The 22,313-nt window shown below is 72.9% G+C and carries 17 protein-coding genes; 12 read left to right on the top strand and 5 right to left on the bottom strand.

Translation table 11 applies throughout. The features are described from left to right. Window positions 1-22 precede the first annotated feature (22 nt). Window positions 23-667 carry an MBL fold metallo-hydrolase gene (locus ABZ490_RS15470; protein ID WP_358989566.1) on the top strand — a complete coding sequence of 215 codons (645 nt, stop codon included), beginning with the start codon at window positions 23-25 and terminating at the stop codon, window positions 665-667. Window positions 668-697: 30 nt separating this feature from the next. Continuing rightward, window positions 698-1,477: an exodeoxyribonuclease III gene (locus ABZ490_RS15465; protein WP_358989463.1), complete on the top strand. Its 780-nt coding sequence runs from the start codon at window positions 698-700 to the stop codon at window positions 1,475-1,477. A gap of 16 nt (window positions 1,478-1,493) precedes the next feature. Here the strand turns inward: ABZ490_RS15465 and ABZ490_RS15460 are convergent, their stop codons facing one another. Beyond that, window positions 1,494-3,218 carry an SGNH/GDSL hydrolase family protein gene (locus tag ABZ490_RS15460; protein ID WP_358989461.1) on the bottom strand — a complete coding sequence of 575 codons (1,725 nt, stop codon included), beginning with the start codon at window positions 3,216-3,218 and terminating at the stop codon, window positions 1,494-1,496. Between the two features lie 165 nt (window positions 3,219-3,383). On the opposite strand from ABZ490_RS15460, the gene ABZ490_RS15455 reads away from it, so the two are divergent. Then, window positions 3,384-3,803: a DUF6278 family protein gene (locus ABZ490_RS15455; protein WP_358989459.1), complete on the top strand. Its 420-nt coding sequence runs from the start codon at window positions 3,384-3,386 to the stop codon at window positions 3,801-3,803. 278 nt (window positions 3,804-4,081) lie between these two features. Here the strand turns inward: ABZ490_RS15455 and ABZ490_RS15450 are convergent, their stop codons facing one another. Together ABZ490_RS15450 and ABZ490_RS15445 are read right to left on the bottom strand one after the other, a co-directional pair. Continuing rightward, the gene (locus ABZ490_RS15450) at window positions 4,082-5,656 is read right to left on the bottom strand and encodes an alpha/beta fold hydrolase (protein WP_358989458.1); all 1,575 of its coding nucleotides are present in this window, start codon (window positions 5,654-5,656) and stop codon (window positions 4,082-4,084) included. A gap of 80 nt (window positions 5,657-5,736) precedes the next feature. After that, window positions 5,737-6,483, bottom strand: a complete 747-nt coding sequence (locus tag ABZ490_RS15445; protein WP_358989456.1) for a hypothetical protein — start codon at window positions 6,481-6,483, stop codon at window positions 5,737-5,739. A 143-nt stretch (window positions 6,484-6,626) separates the two neighbouring features. Between ABZ490_RS15445 and ggt the strand changes: the two genes are divergently transcribed. After that, window positions 6,627-8,438 carry a gamma-glutamyltransferase gene (gene ggt / locus ABZ490_RS15440; protein WP_358989454.1) on the top strand — a complete coding sequence of 604 codons (1,812 nt, stop codon included), beginning with the start codon at window positions 6,627-6,629 and terminating at the stop codon, window positions 8,436-8,438. On the opposite strand, the gene ABZ490_RS15435 is transcribed toward ggt, so the two are convergent. Further along, window positions 8,433-10,970 carry an ATP-dependent Clp protease ATP-binding subunit gene (locus tag ABZ490_RS15435; protein ID WP_358989452.1) on the bottom strand — a complete coding sequence of 846 codons (2,538 nt, stop codon included), beginning with the start codon at window positions 10,968-10,970 and terminating at the stop codon, window positions 8,433-8,435. The genes ggt and ABZ490_RS15435 overlap by 6 nt on opposite strands. 178 nt (window positions 10,971-11,148) lie before the next feature. After that, complete coding sequence (gene map, locus ABZ490_RS15430; RefSeq protein WP_358989450.1) at window positions 11,149-11,919, bottom strand: type I methionyl aminopeptidase; 771 nt, start codon at window positions 11,917-11,919, stop codon at window positions 11,149-11,151. Between the two features lie 32 nt (window positions 11,920-11,951). Between map and ABZ490_RS15425 the strand changes: the two genes are divergently transcribed. From ABZ490_RS15425 to ABZ490_RS15390, 8 genes are all read left to right on the top strand, one after another. Further along, complete coding sequence (locus tag ABZ490_RS15425; protein WP_358989448.1) at window positions 11,952-12,203, top strand: helix-turn-helix domain-containing protein; 252 nt, start codon at window positions 11,952-11,954, stop codon at window positions 12,201-12,203. A 154-nt stretch (window positions 12,204-12,357) separates the two neighbouring features. Continuing rightward, complete coding sequence (locus ABZ490_RS15420; protein WP_358989446.1) at window positions 12,358-14,499, top strand: hypothetical protein; 2,142 nt, start codon at window positions 12,358-12,360, stop codon at window positions 14,497-14,499. Between the two features lie 179 nt (window positions 14,500-14,678). After that, complete coding sequence (locus ABZ490_RS15415; RefSeq protein WP_358989444.1) at window positions 14,679-15,521, top strand: nitrilase-related carbon-nitrogen hydrolase; 843 nt, start codon at window positions 14,679-14,681, stop codon at window positions 15,519-15,521. Then, a complete protein-coding gene (locus ABZ490_RS15410) occupies window positions 15,518-16,801 on the top strand; it encodes an aspartate aminotransferase family protein (RefSeq protein WP_358989442.1) in 1,284 nt (427 codons plus the stop codon). Before ABZ490_RS15415 ends, ABZ490_RS15410 begins: the two co-directional genes overlap by 4 nt. A gap of 61 nt (window positions 16,802-16,862) precedes the next feature. Beyond that, complete coding sequence (locus ABZ490_RS15405) at window positions 16,863-18,446, top strand: PucR family transcriptional regulator (RefSeq protein ID WP_358989440.1); 1,584 nt, start codon at window positions 16,863-16,865, stop codon at window positions 18,444-18,446. Between the two features lie 191 nt (window positions 18,447-18,637). Beyond that, window positions 18,638-19,480, top strand: coding sequence for a nitrilase-related carbon-nitrogen hydrolase (locus ABZ490_RS15400; protein WP_358989438.1), 843 nt, complete (start codon window positions 18,638-18,640; stop codon window positions 19,478-19,480). A gap of 108 nt (window positions 19,481-19,588) precedes the next feature. After that, window positions 19,589-20,992, top strand: a complete 1,404-nt coding sequence (gene hydA, locus ABZ490_RS15395) for a dihydropyrimidinase (RefSeq protein ID WP_358989436.1) — start codon at window positions 19,589-19,591, stop codon at window positions 20,990-20,992. Window positions 20,993-21,003: 11 nt separating this feature from the next. Next, window positions 21,004-22,023, top strand: coding sequence for a TIGR03842 family LLM class F420-dependent oxidoreductase (locus tag ABZ490_RS15390; RefSeq protein ID WP_358989434.1), 1,020 nt, complete (start codon window positions 21,004-21,006; stop codon window positions 22,021-22,023). The last annotated feature ends 290 nt before the right edge of the window (window positions 22,024-22,313 follow it).

The following is a 22,313-nucleotide window of genomic DNA, read 5'->3' as shown; positions in this document are numbered from 1 at the left end:
GAGGATGGGCCCCATGACGAGCATGACGACCACGAAGCTCACGAAGAAGGCGCACTCCTGCGTCCGGCTGGAGAAGGACGGGCGCACGCTCGTCCTCGACCCGGGCGGGTTCAGCGAGGCGGACGCGGCCGTCGGCGCCGAGGCGATCCTGGTCACGCACGAGCACCCGGACCACTTCAGCGAGGAGCGGCTGCGGGCGGCCCTGGACGCGAACCCGGCCGCCGAGATCTGGACCCTGCGCGCGGTCGCGGAGCGGATCTCGGCGGCCTTCCCCGGCCGCGTCCACACCGTCGGCCACGGCGACACCTTCACCGCGGCCGGCTTCGACGTCGAGGTCCACGGCGAACTGCACGCCGTCATCCACCCGGACATCCCGCGCATCACCAACGTCGGCTACCTGATCGACGACGGCCGCCTCTTCCACCCCGGCGACGCCCTCACCGTCCCGGACCGGGCCGTCGAGACGCTGATGCTCCCGGTCATGGCCCCCTGGAGCAAGATCTCGGAGGTCATCGACTACGTCCGCGAGGTGAGGCCGCAGCGCGCCTACGACATCCACGACGCCCTGCTCACCGACCTCGCGCGCCCGATCTACGACCACCAGATCGGCGCCCTCGGCGGTGCGCCGCACCTGCGGCTGGCGTCCGGGGAGAGCACGGCACTGTGAGTGTCGGTGGTGCCCGGTAGGTTGGGGGACATGCGCATCGCGACCTGGAACGTCAACTCGATCACCGCCCGCTTGCCGAGGCTGCTGGCCTGGCTGGAGAGCAGCGGCACGGACGTGCTGTGCCTCCAGGAGGCCAAGCTGGCCGAGGAGCAGTTTCCCTTCGACCAGCTGCGCGAGCTGGGCTACGAGGCGACGGTCAACGCCACCGGCCGGTGGAACGGCGTGGCGGTGATCTCCCGGGTGGGCATCGAGGACGTCGTCAAGGGCCTGCCCGGCGACCCGGGCTACGAGGGCTCGGTGGAGCCCCGCGCGATCTCCGCGACCTGCGGCCCGGTCCGCGTCTGGTCGGTGTACGTGCCGAACGGCCGCGAGGTGGACCACCCGCACTACGCCTACAAGCTCCAGTGGTTCGAGGCCCTGAAGGCGGCCGTGGCGGGCGACGCGGCGGGCGGCCGCCCGTTCGCCGTCCTCGGCGACTACAACGTGGCGCCGACGGACGACGACGTGTACGACGTGGCCGCGTTCGAGGGCCTCACCCATGTCACCCCGGCCGAGCGCGCCGCCCTCGCCTCCCTGCGCGAGGCCGGTCTGTCCGACGTGGTGCCGAGGCCCCTGAAGTACGACCACCCGTACACGTACTGGGACTACCGCCAGCTCTGCTTCCCCAAGAACCGCGGCATGCGCATCGACCTGGTCTACGGCAACGAACCGTTCGCGAAGGCCGTCAAGGACTCCTACGTCGACCGCGAGGAGCGCAAGGGCAAGGGCGCCTCCGACCACGCGCCGGTCGTCGTCGACCTCGACGTCTAGGGCGCGTGTCCGGCGCTCACAGCAGCCGCAGGTCCACCGCCTCGGCGAGCGCCGCGTACCCCGCGTCCCCGGGATGCAGATGGTCCCCGCTGTCGTACGCGGCGAGCATCCGCTCCGGGGCGGCGGGGTCGCGCAGCGCACGGTCGAAGTCGAGGACGGCGTGGAAGGCGCCGGTGGTCCGGATCCAGGTGTTCAGCGCCGCCCGCTCGGCCTCTACGGCCGCCGTGCAGCCCGCGGAGCCCCCGCAGGGCGGCAGCGTCGCGCCGAGCACCCGCAGCCCGTGCGCCCGCGCCCGCCCGGCGATCTCCCGCAGCCCGGCGGCCACCGCGGCGGCCGGCGTCCCGTCCCGCAGGTCGTTGATGCCCTCGAACACGACCAGCGTGCGGACCGAGGTCTGCGCGAGGACGTCCCGGTCCAGCCGGTGCGGGGCGCTCACCCCGCCGCCGACCGGGGCGATCCCGTCGCCCGGGTAGCGGTCGGCCGCCACCCGGTTCGACGCGATCCCCGCGTTGAGCACGCCGTAGGACGGCACCGCGTCCTGCCGGCGCAGCCGGGCCGCGAGGGCGTCCGGCCAGCGCCGGTCCGCCCCCACCGTGGACCGGTCGCCGTCGGTGATCGAGTCCCCGAGCAGCACCACCGCACCGGGCCCGCCGCCCACGTCCACCCCGGTCAGCAGCGGCCAGGTCCCGATCGTGGCGGGGTACGCCGTCCCGTCCGCGTCCGCCGTGTGGTCGCCGGGTCCGCTCAGGTACGACCGCTGCATCGCGAGACCGTGCCAGGGCACCGAGGTCACCGTGCCGGGCAGATGGAAGCTGACCAGCAGATCCGTGTCCGCGGGCACGGCGAAGGGCAGCGGATCGCTGACCGCCTGCGCCCCCGCGGGCACCTCGGCGCCCGGCGCGCCCCCGAAGGACAACGGCACCGGGGCCGACCGCGGGGCCGCGCCCGCCGAGCGCACCGCCACCGTCGCCGCCCCGATCCGCACCGGCGCGGAGGCGAACGCGTTGTCGAAGCGCAGCCGTACCCGGGGCCCGCCGGCCGAGGTGTGCACCACCAGCCGCAGGGTGCGGTCGGTCCACGGGCCGACCGCCGCGAGCGCGGAGGGCGAGGCCGCCCAGGTGCCGGTCCAGCCCTCCGGTGCGGGGCGCACGGCCAGCGCGAACACATGCAGCCGCGGCGCGAGGGGCAGTCGTACCGAGACCACCTCGCGCCCCCGCTCCAACGGGACCGTCACCACGTACAGCCTGGGCCGCTCGGCGACCGGACCGCCGGGGGTGCCGAGCCGCGGCAGGGCGAAGGCCTTGGTGGCGAGCGGGCCGGTGCGCCAGTCGGGGGCGGTCAGCAGGAAGGGCGAGCGGGTGCCGTCGGCGTAGGTGACGCTGCCGGGGCCGCCCGCCGTGCCGCCGCCGGTGCCCGTGACCAGGAAGGCGAGGGCGTCGCCGCGTCCGCGGGCCCGCACGGTCTGGGCGGCGGCGCGGACGTTGTCGGGGGAGCCCGGTGGGCGGCGGGGCCAGGCCAGCCGGGCGCCCCGCACGGTCGGCGTGCGCCCCGGGAGCCAGCCCGCGGCGGCCAGGGCGGAGGCCGGCAGATGGTTGCCCGCGCCGTCGAGGTCCACGGTGGAGGCGTTGTCGTACCGCTCCTCGAGCGCGGGCGGCAGCGGCGGGGCGGCGGCCCGCGCGGGTGCGAGGAACAGCCCGGACCAGACGAGGGCCAGCGCGACCCCCCACGCACGTCGGCGCACGAACCGATCCCTCCCGCACACCCGTCGGCCGGCAGCGGCTCGCGACGCTAGGCAGCGAGCGGGGCCCGGTCAACGCGCCATGCGGGCCCGGGCCGGGGATTCGACCGTACGTACGTGCCTGCGCGCCTGTGGTGCGTACGTCGGTGCGAATGACAGGCTGGACGCATGTACATCCCTTTCCTGGGCAACAAGCGCAAGAAGCACGGTGAAGCGGTCCTGGCCGCCGACCCCGAGGGGGTGGCGGAGCTCCTCTCCGAATGCGAGCTGCTGCGCTCCCAGGCGGCCCGGGTGGGGATCAGACTCGACGACACCGTCGCCTCGTTGGAGGCGCTCGACCAGATGGTGCCGCGCTGGCGCGACGACGAGGAGACCCTGCCCTGGCTCGGCAACGACGCCGGGCTCTACCTGGGCACGGTCATCGTGCGGACCGTGCCCGGCGCCGTCTGGGAGTTCCGGGCGGACGGGCAGCCCGTCGTACGGCTGTCCTCGGGGCGGGAGTTCGACGTCGTGGACTCCGGGCACGAGTGGGCGGCCAGCGGAGTGCCCGAACTGTCCCAGCTGTACGGCGAGGTGGCCGAGGCCTGAGCCCGCGCCGACGGCGGGCGTCCGACGTAAATACGGCTTATGTCCCCGGGGTGCGTGTCGTGTCCTGGGGTGGTGCCGCGCTGGATAGTTTCCTCCAAGATTCTCAAGCACTGAAGGGGGCGACTAGGATGGGCCGTTCATCCCCCAGAACCGGGGTCGCGACCGCCGCGGCGGCAGAACCGGGGACGCTGCTGCCAGGTGGTGGGGGACTCTCCGCGGCAATCCGGCCGTAGGGGGCGGAAGTCACAGAGCCCTGCCCGGCCGGCGCCGGTCGCAGATCACTGCTCGCGCAGCGGGACCGACACGTACGACGGGTCGGTCGCCGGCGAGGAGAAGGTCAGCCGCGCGCCGGACGGGTTGTGCTCGATGTAGAGCGGGTCGACGGTGTCGACCACCAGGGCCAGCCGATGCCCTGCCGGGACGTCGTAGGCCGTGGAGAACAGCTCCAGGTCGAGACCGAACGGCTTTCCGGGCGTCCGCCCGTGGAAGGTGTACGGCGCGTGCGAGACCAGCTTGCCGAGGCCGAGCGGTCCCACGTCGTACAGGTGGGCGACGAGGGTGCCGCTCTCCTCGGTCGGGGTGAGCGTGGTGTGCAACCGGGCGGTGCCGCGCACCTGTTGTGCCGTGGCGTACTTCTGCGACTGCCACACGGCGGCCCAGTACCGGGGAAGCAGGGGGATCGAGGCGACCGGGGGGACCCGTGCCACCTGGTCGAGGATGCTGGAGAGGAACACGGTCCCGCCGTCGGCGCCCGAGTCGACGTTCGTGTGGATCGTGGTGGTGCCGGCCAGGGCGATCTTCTCGCGGGTGGCGCCCACCGACTTCCAGTCCGGGTACCCCTCGTAGCCGTCCGTGGAGCGGGACGTGAGCTGGACCGGCTGTTCCCGGTCGATGCCGTTGTCGACGCCCTTGAGGTAGTGGTCCATCCAGCGCCGGGTGTCCGTCCACACGTCGTTGGGGACGCCGAACAGGCCGGGGAGTTCGGCGGTCGCGTGGTCGCCGGGGCGCAGTTCCAGCCGCTTGGGTCCGGTCAGCCGCTCGTAGAAGGCGATGGACTGGTTGGGCGGGAAGATGGTGTCGCCCCAGGCGCCGGCCATCAGGACGGCCGTACCGTTCTTGTCGAGCCGGTCCAGGTAGCTCGCGGGGGAACGTTTCCTCCCCCAGGCGACGATCTCCTGCTCCTTCGTCAGGTCGGAGTCGTAGAAGGCGGAGAAGATCTCCCGGGACTCCGCGCTCTGCCGGCCGGTGACCGTGCCCACCGTGTCGAGCACGGCGGCGGCCTGGAGGTGCTGGGTGCGGCCGGAGTAGATCGAGTCGATCAGATCGCCCCAGCCGCTGAGCGAGGCCACGGCCTTGACGCGCGGGTCGTGCGCGGCGGCCAGCAGGCTGATGCCCGCGCCGTAGGAGACGCCCGCCATGCCGATGTGCCGCGCGTCCGCCGGGGTGTGGGCGAGCGCCCAGTCGACGACCCTGGACGCGTCGGCCACATCGCGCGGACCGGCCACGTCGATCTCGCCGCCCGACTGCCAGAAGCCGCGCACGTTGTAACTGAGCACCACGTACCCGTCGTCGGCGAGCTTCTGCGCCTGGGCGAGGTACTGCACCTGCGGGAAGCCCCAGCTGGTGGGGAGCACGATCAGCGGGTAGCGGCGGGTGCCGTCGGCGCCGGCCGGGGTGATCACGTTGGCCTTCAGGACCGTGCCGCCGTCCCCGGCGATGTCGACGTGGCGGATCGCGCCCGTGGCGGCCTGCGCGGCGGGGGCCAGGCCCAGGACGCCGCCGGCGACCAGGGAGGCGGACACGGCGCCGACGGCGGTCGTGCGCAGGGCCCTACGGTGCGGTCGTCGTCCCACGGGTCACTCCTCGGCATGCGTCACTGCAAAAGTGACCCGACGGTAACCGGCAGCCCTACCGGAAGTAACCCGCCAGTAAGTTACGTGGGAGTAACGATTGGTTCGGCGGGCAGCGGCGCCTGGGCCGCCCGGGTCACGTCCTCGACCAGCTCGACCACATCGGGGCCGTACGCCTGCGAGTTGACGACCTTCAGAAGCAGCACGAAGGAGTTGCCGCCGTGCTTGCGGGCCAGCCGCTCGTGGTGCCGGACCAGATACCGGGTGGCGGCCTGGTTGTTGATGGCGCGCTGCCCGCAGAACAGGAACACCGGCCGCGCCTCCCGCCGCTGACCCGCCGTCAGCCGGGCCAGCAGCACGTACTCGGTGATGCCCGCGTCCATCCGGTACTGCTCGCTGCCGATCCGGAACGCGAGGCGGTCCGGCCCCGGCTCCCGGTCGGTGTTGACCCGCACCCCGGGCAGCATCGCCTGGAGATGGGCCGCCATCCGCCGGTTGGACCCCGGGCCGCCCACACAGAACTCCGTCCGCTCCCCGAACCCCTGACGGGCCGCGTCCTGCGTGACGACCTCGGCGCCCGCCCCGCAGTCCTTGATGAGCGCGGCCAGCTCCAGCAGCGCGAACACGTCGTGGCGGTGCACCGCGAGATCCGGGCCGCCCGCGTCACGGTTGACGACGAGCAGGCACTCGGAGTGCTCCGGCAGCCCGAAGAAGGCCTGCTTGCGCCGGAGTTTCCGGCGCCACAGGTAGGTCCGGGCCACCCAGCCGAGCACGGCACTCAGGCCGGTCGCGATGATCCCCAGGACGATGTTGCGCACGTCGTCGTTCATGGGCGCGCATGGTAGCGGGCGGACATGCCGTTGACGTACCCGTGTTCGAGGTGTGGCAGTCGTATGACAGTGCCCGGAAGGTGCCTGTCGAGGCCCCCCGAATCTGGCTACGCTGCGCGGACGGTTCCCGACTGGAGGTACGGATGCGTCGCCCTGTCGCGCGGAAACTGTCGGTCCTGGCGGTCTCGGCCGCCGTGGTCACGGTGGGGGCCGCAGCGCCGCCCGCCGCCGGGAGAACGACCCCTGCGAAGGTCCCCGTCGCCGTCGGCTACGGAGGCGCCGTCGCCAGCGTCGACGCGGACGCCTCCGCCGCCGGCATCGAGGTGCTCAGGAAGGGCGGCAACGCCGTCGACGCGGCCGTCGCCACCGCCGCCGCCCTCGGCGTCACCGAGCCCTACTCCTCCGGCATCGGCGGAGGCGGCTACTTCGTCTACTACGACGCCACGTCCCGTACGGTGCACACCATCGACGGCCGTGAGCGGGCGCCGCTCACCGCCGACGCGAACCTGTTCCTGGAGAACGGCGCCCCGCTCGCCTTCGCCGACGCCGTCAGCAGCGGCCTGAGCGTCGGCACCCCCGGCACCCCCGCCACCTGGGCGACCGCGCTGAAGCAGTGGGGCAGCCGCACGCTCGGCACGGTCCTGAAGCCCGCCGAGCGCATCGCCCGCGAGGGCTTCACCGTCGACGACACCTTCCGCTCCCAGACCGCCGCCAACGAGACCCGCTTCCGCTACTTCCCGGACACCGCGAAGCTGTTCCTGCCCGGTGGCCGACTTCCTTCGGTCGGCTCCACGTTCAAGAACCCGGACCTGGCGCGGACCTACGGGCAACTGGGCCGGCAGGGCGTCTCCGCGCTCTACCGGGGCGACCTCGGCGAGGACATCGTCGACACCGTCAACCACCCGCCCGTCGACCCGGCCTCGGGCTGGAAGGCCCGCCCCGGCGCCCTGACCACGAACGACCTCGCCGCCTACCGCGCCAAGCTCCAGGCGCCCACCAGGACGACGTACCGCGGCCTCGGCGTCTACTCCATCGCCCCCTCCTCCTCCGGCGGCACCACCGTCGGCGAGGCCCTCAACATCCTGGAGAACACGGACCTGTCGAAGGCGAGCGAGGTCCAGTACCTGCACCACTACATCGAGGCCAGCCGGATCTCGTTCGCCGACCGGGGTCGCTGGGTCGGCGACCCCGCCTTCGAGGACGTACCGACGCGGCAGCTGCTGTCGCAGAAGTACGCCGACTCGCGCGCCTGCCTCATCAAGGACGACGCGGTGCTCACCAGCCCCGTCGCCCCCGGCGACCCCCGCCACCCGGCCGCCTGCGGCACCGGGGGCACGGCGGCGCCGACGACGTACGAGGGCGAGAACACCACCCATCTGACGGTGGCCGACAAGTGGGGCAACGTCGTCTCCTACACCCTCACCATCGAGCAGACCGGCGGCAGCGCGATCACCGTCCCCGGCCGCGGCTTCCTCCTCAACAACGAGCTGACGGACTTCTCCTTCACCCCCGCCAACCCGGCCGTGCACGACCCGAACCTGCCGGGCCCGGGCAAGCGGCCGCGCTCCTCCCTCTCGCCGACCATCGTCCTCGACCGGCAGAACAAGCCGGTCGTGGCGCTCGGTTCGCCCGGCGGCGCCACCATCATCACCACCGTGCTCCAGACCCTCACCGAGTTCCTCGACCGGGGCCTGCCGCTCGTCGACGCGATCGCCGCGCCCCGCGTCAGCCAGCGCAACGCGGCCCAGACGGAGATGGAACCCGCCCTCTACAACGACACCGGCCCGGACAGCATCCGGTCACAACTGGAGGCGATCGGGCACTCGTTCAAGCTGAACGCCGAGATCGGCGCGGCGACCGGGGTGCAGCGACTGCCCGGCGGGAAGTGGCTGGCCGCCGCCGAGACCGTACGGCGCGGCGGCGGCTCCGCCCAGGTCGTGCACCCGGCGTCATAGCTCCGGGGCGGGGACGGGCGGCTCGGTGCGGAACGCCAGCTGCCCGTCCTCGACCTCCACCCGGACCTGGTCCCCGTTCGCGATCCGGCCGTCGAGCAGCAGCCGCGACAGCCGGTTGTCCACCTCGCGCTGGATCGTGCGGCGCAACGGCCGTGCCCCGTACTCGGGTTGATAACCCCGCTCGGCCAGCCAGTCCACCGCCCCGGCCGCGAACTCCACACCGATGCCCTGCGCCTGGAGCAGCCGCCGGGTCTTCTGCAGCAACAGCTCGGTGATCTGCCGCAGTTGGTCGCCGGTGAGCTGGTGGAAGACCACGATCTCGTCGATGCGGTTGAGGAACTCCGGCCGGAAGTGGTCCCGCAGCGGCCGCAGGATCTGCTCCCGCCGCGCCTCCTCGTCCGCCTCGGAGCCGCCCGACCCGAAGCCGATGCCGGCGCCGCGCCGGCCGATCGCCTCCGATCCCAGGTTGCTCGTCATCACGATCACCGTGTTGGTGAAGTCGACCGTACGGCCCTGGGAGTCGGTCAGCCGTCCGTCGTCGAGGACCTGGAGCAGGATGTTGAAGACGTCCGGGTGCGCCTTCTCCACCTCGTCGAGCAGCAGCAGCGAGTACGGGTGCCGGCGCACCACCTCGGTGAGCTGACCGGCCTCCTCGTGGCCGACGTACCCGGGCGGGGCGCCCACCAGCCGGCTGACGGTGTGCCGCTCCTGGTACTCGCTCATGTCGAGCCGGACCATCCGCTCCTCGCTGCCGAACAGGGCCTCCGCGAGCGCGCGGGCCAGCTCGGTCTTGCCCACCCCGGTCGGCCCGAGGAAGAGGAAGCTGCCGATCGGCCGTTCCGGGCTGGACAGCCCGGCGCGCGAGCGCAGCACCGCGTCCGAGACGACCCGTACGGCCTCCTCCTGGCCCACCACCCGCTCGTGCAGATGCTCCTCCAGCCCCAGCAGCCGGTCCTTCTCCTCCTGGGTGAGGCTCGCGACCGGGATGCCGGTCTGCCGGGACACCACCTCGGCGACGGCCTCCGCCGTGACCTCCAGGTGCTGGCCCTCGTCGACCTCCTCCTCACCGGAGGTGTCCGCGATGCGCTGCTTCAACTCGGTGATCCGGTCGCGCAGTTGGGTGGCCAGCTCGTACTGCTCGTCCGCGACCGCCTGGTCCTTGTCCCGGGCGAGCTGCTCGGCCTCGCGCTCCATCGCCCGGACGTCCGTGCCCTTGGTCCGGGCGCCGAGGCGCACCCGGGCCCCGGCCTGGTCGATCAGGTCGATCGCCTTGTCCGGCAGCCGGCGGTCGGTGAGATACCGGTCCGACAGCTGTACGGCGGCCACCAGCGCCTCGTCGGTGTAGCGGACCTGGTGGTGGGCCTCGTAGCGGTCGCGCAGCCCGCGCAGGATCTCGATCGTGTCCGGCACGGTCGGCTCGGGCACCAGGATCGGCTGGAAGCGGCGGGCGAGCGCCGCGTCCTTCTCGATCCGCCGGTACTCCTCCAGCGTCGTCGCCCCCACGACGTGCAGCTCGCCGCGGGCGAGCGCCGGCTTGAGGATGTTCCCGGCGTCCATCGAGCCGCCCTCGCCGCCGCCGCCCGCGCCGACCACCGTGTGCAGCTCGTCGATGAAGACGATCAGCTGGTCGGAGTGGGCGCGGATCTCGCCCACGATGCTGTTCAGACGCTCCTCGAAGTCGCCCCGGAAGCGGGTGCCCGCGACCACCCCGGTCAGGTCCAGGGCGATCACCCGGCGGCCGTCCAGCACGTCCGGCACGTCCCCGTCCGCGATGCGCTGGGCGAGCCCCTCCACCACGGCGGTCTTGCCGACGCCCGCGTCCCCGATCAGCACCGGGTTGTTCTTGCCGCGCCGGGACAGCACCTCGATGGTCTGCTCGATCTCGTCGTCCCGGCCGATCACCGGGTCGATCCGGCCCTGGCGGGCCAGCTCGGTGAGGTCCCGGCCGTACTTGTCCAGGGTGGGGGTGCCGGTGGGGCGCTGCCGCTCGGGGTGCGCCTGCGCGGTCTCGGTGGCCTCGGGCGGCAGGGCGGCGGGGGCGAACCGGGCGGCGTTCAGGATGTGCCCGGCCGCCGAGTCCGGGTTCGCGGCGAGGGCGCTCAGCACATGCTCGGGGCCGATGTACCCGGCCCCGCGCGACCGGGCCAGGTCGTGCGCGTCCAGCAGGGCCCGCTTGGCGGCCGGGGTGAGGGAGAGCGAGGTCGGCGGGGGTGCCTCGCCCGGCGGGTGCTGCACCGGCCCCGACCGCTTGTCGATCTCGGTCGCGAGCGAGTCGGGATCCGCGCCGGCCCGGCTGAGCAGGCTCCGGGTCGGCTCCGCGGAGAGGGCCGCGCGCAGCAGGTGCTCGGTGTCCAGGTCACGGCTGCCGTGCTCGGCGGCGTACTGGGCGGCGCCGCGGACCAGTTCCCGGGCGGGCTGGCTCAGGAGCTGGCCGATGTTGATCTGGCGGGGGCCGGGGCGGGGGCCGCCGAAGAAGCGGGCCAGGAATTCACCGAAGGGGTCGCCCTCCGGGCCGATGTAGCCGCTGGTCATGGCGTTCCGTTCGATCGACGTGCGTGGCCGGGCGGACGGGTGCCCTGGCCGTGCCGGGCTACACCACGATTGCACGTTCCGCATGGCGCGGCATGTCCTGCGGGGTGCGGTTGTGGGGCGGGTGCGGGTGGTTCGTGGCCGGTCGCGCAGTTCCCCGCGCCCCTTCAGGGCGGCGGTTCTACCGCCGCTCGGTCAGGACCCTCGGGCCGTCCTCCGTGATCGCCACCGTGTGTTCCGTGTGGGCCGCTCTGGAGCCGTCGTTCGTGCGGAGGGTCCAGCCGTCGGGGGCCGTGTGCCAGTCGTCGCGGCCGCTCGCGATGAGCATCGGTTCGATGGCGATCGCCATCCCGGCGCGCAGGCGCAGGCCCCGGCCGGGGCGGCCCTCGTTGGGGACCCCGGGGTCCTCGTGCATATGGCGGCCGATGCCGTGGCCGCCGAAGCCGTCGGGGATGCCGTAGCCGCCCGTACGGCAGACGGTGCCGATCGCGTGCGCGATGTCGCCGATGCGGTTGCCGGGGACCGCCGCCGCGATGCCGGCCGCCAGGGCCCGCTCCGCCGTCCCGATCAGCCGGACGTCCGCCGGGCGCGCCCGGCCCACGGTGAAGCTGATCGCCGAGTCGCCGACCCAGCCGCCCAGCCGTGCCCCGCAGTCGACGGAGACGAGGTCGCCGTCGCGCAGCCGGTGGGCGGTGGGGATGCCGTGCACGATCGCGTCGTTCACGGAGGCGCAGATCACCGCCGGGAACGGGGTCGGCGCGAAGGACGGGCGGTAGCCGAGGAAGGGTGAGTCCGCGCCCGCCTCCCGCAGGACGTCCCGCGCCACCTCGTCCAGCTCCAGCAGGGAGACGCCCACGCCGGCCGCCTCGCGCACCGCCGTCAGGGTCCGCGCGACGATCTGGCCGGCTTCGTACATGGCGTCGATCGACGCCCGGGTCTTGAGTTCCACCATGCCAATTACTATACCGGTATTAGAATGACGGCATGGTGCGTAACCCGTTGACCCCCGAAGAGCGCGAGCGCGGCGAGCGGCTCGGACGGTTGCTGCGTGAGGCGCGCGGTGGCCGGAGCATGGCCGCGATCGCGGCGAGCGCGGGCATCTCCGCCGAGACCCTCCGCAAGATCGAGACCGGACGGGCGCCGACTCCGGCGTTCTTCACCGTCGCCGCGCTGGCCGTCGCGCTGGGGCTGTCCATGGACGAGCTGGCCGGGCGGTGTGCGATGGCCGGGGTGTGAGAGCGTCGGCAACTCGGTCGGGGCGGGGGCTCTTTCCGGCCAAGGTCGCGTGCGGCGCCCTCCGCGTCCGCTTTGAAAACTCGTCGTAGCCCGGCTGTAACACTGCTGGTGTTTTCTGACGGGCGGAGTGTTCCGGTCGGGCGGGAGCTGTGCGATGGGTGTGGATCAACTCCCGGGCCGGGTGCGGGAGTTCGCGAACTACCTGAACGGGCTGCTGGCGCGCCTCGATCAGGGCGCAGGCTGGTGCGCGGTGTTCTGGCAGCGTGACCCCGACGGTATGCAGGCCTGCCTCGACGGGCGGGAGATGCCGCCCTGGGACGTCGTGGAAGCGGTGCTCCAGGACCTCGCCGCCGAGTACGGCACCCCGGCCGCCGCCCAGGAGGCCGATCGCGCCCGGTCCCTGCACGCCGCGGCGCTCCTCGCGTACGACGCGCGTCCGGGCGGCCGTGAGGCGCTCGGCGACCGGCTCGACGTGATGCTCCGCGAACAGCGCTACGCCGCCGAACGCCAGGCCGAGCTGGGGCGTCTGCTCGGCGCCGCGGCCACCCAGGAGGAGGCCGAGGCCATCCGCCTCGACCTCGCCTGGGCCCACGACGACCACGAACGCGCCGTCGCCCGCTGCGCCGAACTCCGCCACCGGATGACGGAGTGGGAGCGCCGGGCGGGGGAGGCCCGGATCACCGACGCCGACGCGGTACGCCGGCCGTCGAGCACGTACGGGAGTACGCCTTCGTACGGAGGCGGGAGCGGGAACGGGGGCGGGAGTGACGCCCGGGGCGTGAGGGGAGCGCAGGGCGGCCCCGCGGCCCCCGGTCACGGCACACAGGCCGAGACACCCCGCCAGGACCCACGGCGCGTCGGTGAACCGGCGCCCGGCCCCGGCGGCCACCCACGAGAAACCGAGGCCACGCAGGCCTCCGGCGGCCACCTGCGATCCGAGGCTGCGCAGGCCTCCGGCGGTCACGCGCAGTTCGAGGCTGCGCAGGCCTCCGGCGGTCACGCGCAGTTCGAGGCTGCTCAGGATGCCGGCGGGCACCTTTACGCCGAGGCTGCGCAGGCCCCCGGCGGTCACCTTTACGCCGAGGCTGCTCAGAATCCCGGCGGGCACCTGCGGTCCGAGGCTGCCGAGGCTCCCGGCGGTCACCTGCACGCCGAGGCGATGTCGGCCCCCGGTGGGTACCCGCGGGCCGAGGCGGTGCCGGTGCCCGGTACCTCCGGGTACGGCGTCGGTGCGGCGGCCGGTTCCCCGGATCCCGCCCGCGAAGGGGAACCCTCGGCGGGCGGCCGAGGCGCCGCCCGCCCGGCAGCCGGTTCCCCGTCCGCCTTCGCCCCGGCTTTCCCCTCCGCCTTCGATCCGGCCCCCGATTCCGTCTTTGGCCCGGCCCCGGCCGCCCCCTCCGCCCCCACCTCCACCTCCGTCTTCGACTCCGTCTCCGTGTTCGAGCCGGCTCCTCGGCGGGGATCCGCACACCAGGGCACCGGCGACCTCACCCCCGGTGAGGAAGCCGAGCCGGCCCCCGACCGGAGCGTGCAGGCCGTCCCTGAGCCCGAGAAGGGCGCCAAGCAGAAGAAGCGGCGGCGGGGCAGTGCGCGCTTCGCCGGGATGGCTCAGGAGGAGGGCGACGCCGTCGTCGTACCGCCGAGTGCCGCGCCCGTGGCGTCCGAGCCCGCTCCCGCCGCCCGGCGTGCGCTGCGCGGCGCCCGGTTCGCCGGGGCGGCCGCCCGCGCGGAGCGGCGGGAGGAGCCGCAGCGGGAGCCGCTGGACGCCGAGGCGCGGCGGGAGACCGTGCGGGCGGTGGAGCGGCTGGTGGGGCTGCGCGGGGAGGGCCGCAGCGGCGAGGCGCACGCGCTGCTCGTCGAGCTGGCGTACTGGCCGGCCGCCCGGATCCCGCTGCTCGCCGCGGAGCTCCAGCGCGCCGGGCTGAGCGCCGACTGGACCACCCTGCTCTGGGAGGCCGCCTCCCTGCCCGCCGACCGGCTGATCGAGGCCGCGGACGCCCTGGTCGCGGTGGGGCGCGCGGCCGACGGCGAGCAGATCCTGCGGCAGGGCGTCGCCCGCCCGGCCGAGGAGATCGGGGAGGCCGTCCGCGGGCTGCACACGGGCGGCCGCCACCGCGAGGCCCGTGCCCTGCTCGACGCCTACGTCCGCGTCCGCACCCCGGAGGAGGCCGCCCGCAGCGCCGCCCCCGACCCCCGGACCCTCGTCCCGCTGCTCCTGGAGGCCGCCCGGGGCGTCTCGGAACAGCGCCGCTGGGACCTGGTCCACGCCCTGCGGGTGGCCGGCTTCTCCGCCTGACGGGAGGCGCGCGGTACGCCGTACGCCTCCCGGATCACCCACGTGAGTGTGAAACGCGATCGACTCCGCGGGTTAACGACGATGGTCTTGGCAAGCCCCTCCCGGAGGCTTACGTTCGTCCCTCTACGACCTTCGTCTACGGGCGTAGAGGCTCTGACGTCCCGTCGAAGGAGCAGCTCATGACCGACGTCGTACGTGCCGCACTCGTCCAGGCGACCTGGACCGGCGACACCGCGTCCATGGTGGCGAAACACGAGGCGCACGCCCGCGAGGCGGCCCGGCAGGGCGCGAAGGTGATCGGGTTCCAGGAGGTCTTCAACGCCCCCTACTTCTGCCAGGTGCAGGAGCCCGAGCACTACCGCTGGGCCGAGCCGGTGCCGGACGGGCCCACCGTCCGTCGTATGCAGGACCTCGCGCGCGAGACCGGCATGGTGATCGTCGTCCCCGTGTTCGAGGTCGAGCAGAGCGGTTTCTACTACAACACCGCCGCAGTGATCGACGCCGACGGCTCCTACCTCGGCAAGTACCGCAAGCACCACATCCCGCAGGTCAAGGGCTTCTGGGAGAAGTTCTACTTCCGGCCGGGGAACCTCGGCTGGCCCGTCTTCGACACCGCCGTCGGCCGGATCGGCGTCTACATCTGCTACGACCGCCACTTCCCCGAGGGCTGGCGGCAGCTCGGCATCAACGGCGCCCAGCTCGTCTACAACCCCTCCGCCACCCACCGCGGCCTGTCCAGCCACCTGTGGCAGCTGGAGCAGCCCGCCGCGGCCGTCGCCAACGAGTACTTCGTCGCCGCGATCAACCGTGTGGGAGTAGAGGAGTACGGGGACAACGATTTCTACGGGACGTCGTACTTCGTCGACCCGCGAGGGCAGTTCGTGGGCGAGGCCGCGAGTGACAGGAGCGAGGAACTCGTCGTCCGCGACCTGGACTTCGACCTGATCGAACAGGTGCGGCAGCAGTGGGCCTTCTACCGCGACCGCCGCCCCGACGCCTATGAAGGGCTGGTACAGCCGTGAGCGACCTGTACGCGCGTCACCGGAACGTCCTGCCGGACTGGCTGGCGCTCTACTACGAGGAGCCGCTGGAGATCACCCACGGCGAGGGTCGGCACGTCTGGGGCGCCGACGGCACCCGCTACCTGGACTTCTTCGGCGGGATCCTCACGACGATGACCGCCCACGCCCTGCCCGAGGTCACCAAGGCGGTCGGCGAGCAGGCCGGGCGCATCGTCCACTCCTCGACGCTCTACCTCAACCGGCCGATGGTCGAGCTCGCCGAGCGGGTCGCCCAGCTCAGCGGCATCCCCGACGCCCGCGTCTTCTTCACCACCTCCGGCACCGAGGCCAACGACACGGCCCTGCTGCTCGCCACCACCTACCGGCGCAGCAACACGGTCCTGGCCATGCGGAACAGCTACCACGGCCGCTCCTTCAGCGCCGTCGGCATCACCGGCAACCGCGGCTGGTCCCCGACCTCGCTGTCCCCGCTCCAGACGCTGTACGTGCACGGCGGGGTGCGCGGCCGCGGCCCGTTCGCCGGGCTGGACGACCAGGCGTACATCGCCGCCTGCGTCGACGACCTCAAGGACCTGCTGGGACACACCCGCCCGCCCGCCGCCCTCATCGCCGAGCCCATCCAGGGCGTCGGCGGCTTCACCTCGCCCCCCGACGGCCTGTACGCGGCCTTCCGGGACGTGCTGCACGAGCGGGGCGTCCTGTGGATCGCCGACGAGGTCCAGACCGGCTGGGGCCGCACCGGCGACCACTTCTGGGGCTGGCAGGCGCACGGCCAGAGCGGCCCGCCCGACATCGTCACCTTCGCCAAGGGCATCGGCAACGGCTCCTCCATCGGCGGGGTGATCGCCCGTGCCGAGATCATGAACTGCCTGGACGCCAACAGCATCTCCACCTTCGGCGGCACCCAGCTCACCATGGCCGCCGGCCTCGCCAACCTCACCTACCTCCTGGAACACGACCTCCAGGGCAACGCCCGCCGCGTCGGCGGACTGCTCATCGAGCGGCTGCGGTCCGTCGCCGCCCAGGACCCCGGCGTACGGGAGGTGCGCGGCCGCGGCCTGATGATCGGCGTCGAGCTGACGAGACCCGGCACCGACCGGGCCGACCCGGAGCGGGCCTCCGCCGTGCTGGAGGCGGCCCGCGCGGGCGGCCTGCTGCTCGGCAAGGGCGGCGGGCACGACACCAGCGCCCTCAGGATCGCCCCGCCGCTGTCCCTGACCGTCGCGGAGGCCGAGGAGGGCGCCGCGATCCTCGAGAGCGCGCTGAGGAGCACGCAGTAGCAGCGGCATCCGCCGCGCAGTCCCGGCGCCCACCGCGCCGGTCGAGCAAGGGAACACCGCCATGACCACCACCCTGGAGACCTGGGGCCCCGTCGAGCCCCTGGAACCCGCCCTGTCGGTCCGTCAGGTCCTGTCCCTGGAACGCGTCCTGGCCGGCGACCCCGAGGTGGTGGCCGGCGCGGACCGGCTCGACCGTCCGGTGCGCTGGGTGCACGTCGCCGAGGCACCCGACGTCGGCGTGATGCTCACCGGCGGCGAGATGGTCCTCACCACCGGTGTGCTGCTCGCCGGGGACGAGACCGCCCAGGCCGAGTACATCCGGTCCCTGCACCGCGCCGAGGCCGCCGCCGTGGTCCTCGGCCTCGGGCGCGCCTTCCCCGCCCCGCCCGACGCGATGCGGCGCGCCGCCGAGCGCTGCGGGCTGCCCCTGGTCGTGCTGCACCGGCCGTTCCCGTTCGCCGAGCTGACCGAGGAGGTCCAGTCCCGGCTCGTGCGCCGCAAGTTCGCCGCCGTCAGCCTCTCGGAGGCCGTACGGACCGCCCTGACCGGGCTGATGACCGCCGGGGCACCGCTGCAGCGGCTGCTCGACGAGATCGCCCACCACACCGGCTGCCCCGTCGTCGTCACCAACCTCGCCCACCGGGTGCTGGCCACCGGCGGGGAGCGGTCGGCGGTCGACGACGTGCTGCGGGACTGGGAACGCATCGCCCGGCAGGCCGGCGGCAGCGAGGGCGACGGCTGGATCCGTGCCGAACTCGGCGGCCGCGGCGAACGGTGGGGCGAGATCATGCTCTGCGGCTACCGCGGCGACACCGCCGGCGGCCGGCTGCTCGCCGACCGGGCCGCCGAGGCCCTCGTCCTGCACCGCATGCTCGGCGGCGCCTCCGCCCACACCTGGGAGGAGCAGTCCGCGCAGAGCCTGCTCACCGACCTCGCCTCCGGTGTCGTACCGGCCCGGCAGCTGCTGCCCCGGGCCCGCGCGGCCGGACTGCCCGTCAACCGGCGCACCTTCGTCCCCCTGGTCGTCCGGGACGGCGACCCCGCCCAACTCGACCGCATGCTCCGCCTGTTGGGCCTGCCCGGGCTGGTCGCGGAGCTCGCCGACGGGGCCACCGCCGTGCTGCTCAGCCTCGCCCGCGACCAGGACGCCGAGGTTCTCGCCGCGCACTTCGCGGTCCGGCTGCGCACCGAGTCCGGTGAGTCCCGCACGGTCGTCGCCTCGGCCGGGGGGCGCACCCTCTGGGAGGACGTCCCGGCCGGGCTGCGGGAGGCCCAGCACGTCGCCGACGCCGTCGCCGACTCCTCGGCCGCCCTCGACCTGCCGCCCGTCGTCCGGCTCAGGGACGTCCATCTGCGCGGTCTGATCCGGCTGCTGCGGGACGACCCGCACGTCCAGGCCTTCGCCGAACGCGAGCTGGACGGACTGCTCCGCGCGGACGGCGACGACCTCCTCGCCGTCCTGCGCACCTATCTCGCCACCGGCCGCAACAAGTCCCGCACCGCCCAGCTCCACCATGTCTCCCGGCCGGCCCTCTACCGCCGTCTGGAGGCGATACAGGCCCGGCTCGGGGTGGACCTGGACGACTTCGAACAGGCCGCCTCGGTCCATATCGCGCTGCTCGCGCACGACGCCCAGCAAGCCTGACCCACCGGTCCCGGCAGCCCCGGGCAACACCCCAGAAACATGGAACGACCTGCGAAAACGGCGGTGAAACATGGGACTTGGCGGACGTGACACGGTGGCACGCCCAGCTCCCTCAGACGTGACACCGTGCAACTCAAAGCGGGCTCGCGGGCTTTCTAAGGTCCTCTCACACCGAGCGACCGGAGGTCCCGATGAGCAGAGTGATCCGCGCCGCCGTGTTCCAGACGGCCTGGACCGGCGACAAGGAATCGATGATCCAGGTACACGAGCAGGCGGTCCGCGACGCGGCCGCGCAGGGTGCTCAGGTCCTGTGCTTCCAGGAGCTGTTCTACGGGCCCTACTTCTGCCAGGTGCAGGACCCGCAGTTCTACGAGTACGCCGAGCAGGTCCCGGACGGCCCGATCGTCCAGCGCTTCCAGGCGCTCGCCCGGGAGCTGGGCATCGTCCTGGTGCTCCCGATGTACGAGGAGGAGCAGCCGGGCGTCCTCTACAACACCGCCGCGGTGATCGACGCCGACGGCTCCTACCTCGGCAAGTACCGCAAGCACCACATCCCGCAGGTCAAGGGCTTCTGGGAGAAGTTCTACTTCCGCCCCGGGAACGCGGGCTGGCCCGTCTTCGACACGGCCGTCGGCCGGATCGGCGTCTACATCTGCTACGACCGCCACTTCCCCGAGGGCTGGCGGGCCCTCGGCCTCGCGGGCGCCGAGATCGTCTTCAACCCCTCGGCCACCTCGCGCGGTCTGTCCGCCTACCTCTGGCAGCTGGAGCAGCCGGCGGCGGCCGTCGCCAACGAGTACTTCGTCGGCGCGATCAACCGGGTCGGCATCGAGGAACTCGGCGAGAACGACTTCTACGGGACCTCCTACTTCGTGGACCCGGAGGCCCAGTTCGTCGGGGAGGTCGCCAGCGACAAGCAGACCGAACTCGTCGTCCGCGACCTGGACATGGCCAAGCTCCGCGAGGTCCGCGACCGCTGGCAGTTCTACCGCGACCGCCGCCCGGAGGCGTACGGCCCGCTGACGGCACCGTGACGCATGCAGCTCTCCCGCGCCCCTGCTGCTTCTAGGGGCGCGGGGAACTGCGCGATCAACCCCAGACGTCCCGCACCCGACCCCCTACCTCTCCGGAGCCGGAAAAAAATGAGCAGCCGTAAAATCATCCGCGGCGGTCTCGTCATCACCGCGTCCGACGAGATCCACGCAGACGTCCTGATCGAGGACGGCCGTATCGCCGCCCTCGCCGCCTCCGGCACCCCGGCCGCCGAGGCCTGGACCGACGGGCAGGTCATCGACGCCACCGGGAAGTACGTCATCCCGGGCGGGGTCGACGCCCACACCCACATGGAGCTGCCGTTCGGCGGCACCTTCGCCTCCGACACCTTCGAGACCGGCACCCGGGCCGCCGCCTGGGGCGGTACGACCACGATCGTCGACTTCGCGGTGCAGAGCGTCGGCCGCAGTCTGCGCGACGGCCTGGACGCCTGGCACGCCAAGGCCGAGGGCACCTGCGCGATCGACTACGCCTTCCACATGATCGTCTCCGATGTGAACGAGGAGACGCTGAAGGAGATGGACCACCTGGTGGAGGAGGGCGTCACCTCCTTCAAGCAGTTCATGGCGTACCCGGGGGTCTTCTACAGCGACGACGGCCAGATCCTGCGCGCCATGCAGCGCTCCGCCGACAACGGCGGCCTGATCATGATGCACGCCGAGAACGGCATCGCGATCGACGTCCTGGTGGAGCAGGCGCTGGCGCGCGGCGAGCGGGACCCGCGCTACCACGGCGAGGTCCGCAAGGCCCTCCTCGAGGCGGAGGCCACCCATCGCGCCATCCGGCTCGCGCAGGTCGCCGGCGCGCCCCTGTACGTCGTGCACGTCTCGGCCATGGAGGCCGTCGCCGAGCTGGCCCGGGCGCGCGACGAGGGGCTGAACGTCTTCGGCGAGACCTGCCCGCAGTACCTGTTCCTGTCGACGGACAACCTCGCCGAGCCGGACTTCGAGGGTGCGAAGTACGTGTGCAGCACCCCGCTGCGGCCGAAGGAGCACCAGGCCAAGCTGTGGCAGGGCCTGCGCACCAACGACCTCCAGGTGGTCTCCACGGACCACTGCCCGTTCTGCTTCGTGGGCCAGAAGGAGCTGGGGCGCGGGGACTTCTCCAAGATCCCCAACGGTCTGCCGGGCGTCGAGAACCGGATGGACCTGCTCCACCAGGCCGTCGTCGACGGACACCTCACCCGCCGCCGCTGGATCGAGATCGCCTGCGCGACCCCGGCCCGGATGTTCGGCATGTACCCGAAGAAGGGCACCATCGCCCCCGGCGCCGACGCGGACGTCGTGATCTACGACCCGCACACCGAGCAGACGGTCTCCGCCGAGACCCACCACATGAACGTCGACTACTCGGCGTACGAGGGCAGGCGGCTCACCGGCCGGGTCGAGACGGTCCTGTCGCGGGGCGAACTCGTCATCACCGAGCGGGAGTACACCGGACGCGCGGGTCACGGCGTCTACACCCCGCGCTCCACCTGTCAGTACCTCACCTAGGAAGGGTGCCCATGGACTTCGGACTCGTCCTGCAGACCGACCCGCCGGCCTCGAAGGTCGTCGAGCTGATGCAACGCGCGGAGGACAACGGCTTCACCTACGGCTGGACCTTCGACTCCGCCGTGCTCTGGCAGGAACCGTTCGTGATCTACAGCCAGATCCTGGCCGGCACCAGCAGGCTGACCGTCGGACCGATGGTGACCAACCCGGGCACCCGCACCTGGGAGGTCACCGCCTCCACCTTCGCCACCCTCAACGACATGTTCGGCAACCGCACGGTCTGCGGCATCGGCCGCGGCGACTCCGCGATGCGGGTGGCCGGCCGCGCCCCGAACACCCTCGCCCGGATCAGCGAGGCGATGAAGGTCATCCGCGCCCTCGGCTCGGGCCAGGAGGCGGACCTCGGCGGCACGGTGATCCGGTTCCCCTGGATCAAGGAGGGCGCGGAGCTTCCCGTCTGGATGGCCGCGTACGGGCCGAAGGCGCTGAAGATGACCGGCGAGGAGGCCGACGGGTTCATCCTCCAGCTCTCCGACCTGTACCTCACCGAGTACATGGTGAAGGCGGTCAAGGACGCGGCGGTCGCGGCCGGCCGGGACCCCGGTGACGTGAAGATCTGTGTCGCCGCCCCCGCCTACGTCACCGACGACGACTCGCCCGAGGCGCTGGCCCACGCCCGGGACCAGTGCCGCTGGTTCGGCGGCATGGTCGGCAACCACGTCGCCGACCTGGTGTCCAAGTACGGCGCGCACTCCGCCCAGGTCCCCGAGGAACTCACCGACTACATCAAGGCCCGCGAGGGGTACGACTACTCCCACCACGGCCGCAGCGACAACCCCGACACCGCGTTCGTGCCCGACGAGATCGTCGATCGGTTCTGTGTCATCGGCCCCGTCGAGAAGCACATCGAGAAGCTGCACGCCCTGCGCGAGCTGGGCGTCGACCAGTTCGCCGTCTACGACATGCACGACGCGCGCGAGAAGGTCATCGACGCGTACGGCACGACGGTGATCCCCGCCGTCAACGGCTGACCCGCGCCCTCCCCTCCCCAGGAGCAACTCCCCATCCCCCCACTCCAGTTCTCCCCTCCCTCACCGTCCCGGGGGAGGGGGAGGCGGGGCCGGGGAAGGGCAGGCACGCCCCCACGCCGCCCGGCACGCACTCTCGCCGCACCGGACGAAGACCCAAGTAGCTCCGCTACGAGGGCCTCCGTCCGCCACGCCGAGAGCACGCACCGACCGACGCGGGAACGCACCCGCCCTTCCCCGGCCCCGCCGGCCCCGCACGGCCTTTCCGGATCCGCCCCTCGTTTGATTGGCCT

Source organism: Streptomyces sp. NPDC005811, from assembly GCF_040630405.1.
GTDB lineage: Bacteria > Actinomycetota > Actinomycetes > Streptomycetales > Streptomycetaceae > Streptomyces.
This window is presented reverse-complemented; position numbering and strand designations above follow the sequence as displayed.

What these genes read in the sequence shown, in the direction of transcription:
- ABZ490_RS15470 (WP_358989566.1), top strand. Translation starts at nt 23, where the DNA reads ATGACGACCACGAAGCTCACGAAGAAGGCGCACTCCTGCGTCCGGCTG.
- ABZ490_RS15465 (WP_358989463.1), top strand. Translation starts at nt 698, where the DNA reads ATGCGCATCGCGACCTGGAACGTCAACTCGATCACCGCCCGCTTGCCG.
- ABZ490_RS15455 (WP_358989459.1), top strand. Translation starts at nt 3,384, where the DNA reads ATGTACATCCCTTTCCTGGGCAACAAGCGCAAGAAGCACGGTGAAGCG.
- ABZ490_RS15445 (WP_358989456.1), bottom strand. Translation starts at nt 6,483, where the DNA reads ATGAACGACGACGTGCGCAACATCGTCCTGGGGATCATCGCGACCGGC.
- ggt (WP_358989454.1), top strand. Translation starts at nt 6,627, where the DNA reads ATGCGTCGCCCTGTCGCGCGGAAACTGTCGGTCCTGGCGGTCTCGGCC.
- ABZ490_RS15435 (WP_358989452.1), bottom strand. Translation starts at nt 10,970, where the DNA reads ATGACCAGCGGCTACATCGGCCCGGAGGGCGACCCCTTCGGTGAATTC.
- map (WP_358989450.1), bottom strand. Translation starts at nt 11,919, where the DNA reads ATGGTGGAACTCAAGACCCGGGCGTCGATCGACGCCATGTACGAAGCC.
- ABZ490_RS15425 (WP_358989448.1), top strand. Translation starts at nt 11,952, where the DNA reads ATGGTGCGTAACCCGTTGACCCCCGAAGAGCGCGAGCGCGGCGAGCGG.
- ABZ490_RS15420 (WP_358989446.1), top strand. Translation starts at nt 12,358, where the DNA reads ATGGGTGTGGATCAACTCCCGGGCCGGGTGCGGGAGTTCGCGAACTAC.
- ABZ490_RS15415 (WP_358989444.1), top strand. Translation starts at nt 14,679, where the DNA reads ATGACCGACGTCGTACGTGCCGCACTCGTCCAGGCGACCTGGACCGGC.
- ABZ490_RS15405 (WP_358989440.1), top strand. Translation starts at nt 16,863, where the DNA reads ATGACCACCACCCTGGAGACCTGGGGCCCCGTCGAGCCCCTGGAACCC.
- ABZ490_RS15400 (WP_358989438.1), top strand. Translation starts at nt 18,638, where the DNA reads ATGAGCAGAGTGATCCGCGCCGCCGTGTTCCAGACGGCCTGGACCGGC.
- hydA (WP_358989436.1), top strand. Translation starts at nt 19,589, where the DNA reads ATGAGCAGCCGTAAAATCATCCGCGGCGGTCTCGTCATCACCGCGTCC.
- ABZ490_RS15390 (WP_358989434.1), top strand. Translation starts at nt 21,004, where the DNA reads ATGGACTTCGGACTCGTCCTGCAGACCGACCCGCCGGCCTCGAAGGTC.